The organism is Escherichia sp. MR, assembly GCF_005280595.1.
GTDB lineage: Bacteria > Pseudomonadota > Gammaproteobacteria > Enterobacterales > Enterobacteriaceae > Escherichia > Escherichia ruysiae.
Window position 1 is genome coordinate 1 of the sequence record NZ_SZVK01000115.1, and the last position, 2,276, is coordinate 2,276.

The 2,276-nt window shown below is 55.6% G+C and carries 1 protein-coding gene and 1 pseudogene; both read left to right on the plus strand.

The annotated features are described in order from the left end of the window. A partial coding sequence (locus tag FC814_RS22390; protein ID WP_137326486.1) for a fructuronate reductase occupies positions 1 to 1,416 on the plus strand: 1,416 nt, incomplete at its 5' end. A 214-nt stretch (positions 1,417 to 1,630) separates the two neighbouring features. Further along, a pseudogene (locus FC814_RS22395) lies at positions 1,631 to 2,200 on the plus strand (GntR family transcriptional regulator); the annotation flags it as partial. Positions 2,201 to 2,276 lie beyond the last annotated feature (76 nt).

Consider the following 2,276-nt stretch of genomic DNA (forward strand, 5'->3'; position numbering starts at 1 on the left):
TGGGATCATTCTCGTCTGGAATCACGCATTGTGCATCTCGGTTGCGGGGCGTTTCACCGCGCGCACCAGGCGCTGTATACCCATCATCTGCTGGAAAGCACCGACAGCGACTGGGGCATCTGCGAAGTTAACCTGATGCCAGGCAACGACCGAGTGCTGATCGAAAACCTGAAAAAACAGCAACTGCTGTACACCGTAGCGGAAAAAGGCGCAGAAAGCACCGAGCTGAAAATTATCGGTTCGATGAAAGAAGCGCTGCATCCGGAAATCGACGGCTGCGAAGGTATTCTCAATGCGATGGCGCGTCCGCAGACGGCGATTGTCTCTCTGACAGTCACGGAAAAAGGCTACTGCGCTGATGCGGCAAGCGGTCAGCTGGATCTCAATAACCCACTGATCAAGCACGATCTGGAAAACCCGACTGCGCCGAAGTCCGCGATTGGTTACATCGTCGAAGCCCTGCGGCTGCGTCGTGAAAAAGGGTTGAAAGCGTTTACGGTGATGTCCTGCGATAACGTGCGTGAAAACGGCCATGTGGCGAAGGTCGCGGTACTGGGACTGGCTCAGGCGCGTGACCCGCAGCTGGCGGCATGGATTGAAGAGAACGTCACCTTCCCGTGCACCATGGTTGACCGCATCGTTCCGGCGGCGACGCCAGAAACCTTACAGGAAATTGCTGACCAGCTGGGCGTTTACGACCCGTGCGCCATTGCCTGCGAACCGTTCCGTCAGTGGGTGATTGAAGATAATTTCGTTAATGGTCGCCCGGACTGGGATAAAGTGGGCGCACAGTTCGTTGCAGACGTTGTGCCGTTCGAAATGATGAAGCTGCGTATGCTGAACGGTAGCCACTCTTTCCTGGCGTACCTCGGTTACCTCGGCGGCTATGAAACTATTGCCGACACCATGACTAACCCGGATTATCGCAAAGCGGCCTTTGCCCTGATGATGCAGGAACAAGCGCCAACGCTGTCGATGCCGGAAGGTACGGACCTGAACGCCTATGCGACGCTGCTGATCGAGCGTTTCAGCAACCCGTCTCTGCGTCACCGTACCTGGCAGATTGCGATGGACGGCAGCCAGAAGTTACCGCAGCGTCTGCTGGACCCGGTGCGTCTGCACCTGCAAAACGGCGGCAGCTGGCGTCACCTGGCGCTGGGCGTGGCTGGCTGGATGCGTTACACCCAGGGCGTGGATGAGCAGGGTAATGCCATTGACGTGGTCGACCCGATGCTGGCCGAGTTCCAGAAGATTAACGCGCAGTATCAGGGCGCAGACCGCGTGAAAGCGCTGCTGGGCCTGAGCGGTATTTTTGCCGATGATCTGCCGCAGAATGCCGACTTTGTTGGCGCGGTGACTGCGGCATATCAGCAGCTGTGCGAACGCGGTGCGCGCGAGTGTGTGGCTGCGCTGTAACTAACTGATTACCCTACAGACTTACTGGTCAATCAAACTGGTATTTGGTTGACCAGTTTTCGTTTTTTTGCCCACCTGTACGTGCCAACTTCCAGTGCTAATGGTATAGTTTGAGATTAACGGGGGCCGTAAAATTGCCCGTTGTAGGCCGGATAAGGCGTTCACGCCGCATCCGGCAAAAATTTGATTAACCGCACCTAACGGACACAACACCATGAAATCTGCCACCTCTGCGCAAAGACCTTACCAGGAAGTCGGGGCGATGATCCGCGATCTGATCATAAAGACGCCGTACAATCCTGGCGAACGGCTGCCGCCGGAGCGTGAAATTGCAGAAATGCTTGATGTCACGCGGACGGTGGTACGTGAAGCGCTGATCATGCTGGAGATCAAAGGGCTGGTGGAAGTACGCCGGGGTGCCGGTATCTATGTTCTTGATAACTCAGGCAGCCAGAACACAGACAGTCCGGATGCCAACGTCTGCAACGATGCCGGTCCTTTTGAGCTGTTACAGGCGCGTCAGTTACTGGAAAGTAACATCGCCGAGTTTGCCGCCCTGCAGGCTACCCGCGAAGATATCGTCAAAATGCGTCAGGCATTGCAACTGGAAGAGCGTGAACTGGCTTCCAGCGCGCCGGGTAGCAGCGAAAGCGGTGATATGCAGTTCCATCTCGCCATTGCCGAAGCAACGCATAACAGCATGCTGGTGGAGTTATTCCGTCAGTCCTGGCAGTGGCGGGAAAACAATCCAATGTGGATCCAGTTGCACAGCCATCTGGATGACAGGTGATGCTGCCAACTTACTGATTTAGTGTATGATGGTGTTTTTGAGGTGCTCCAGTGGCTTCTGTTTCTATCAG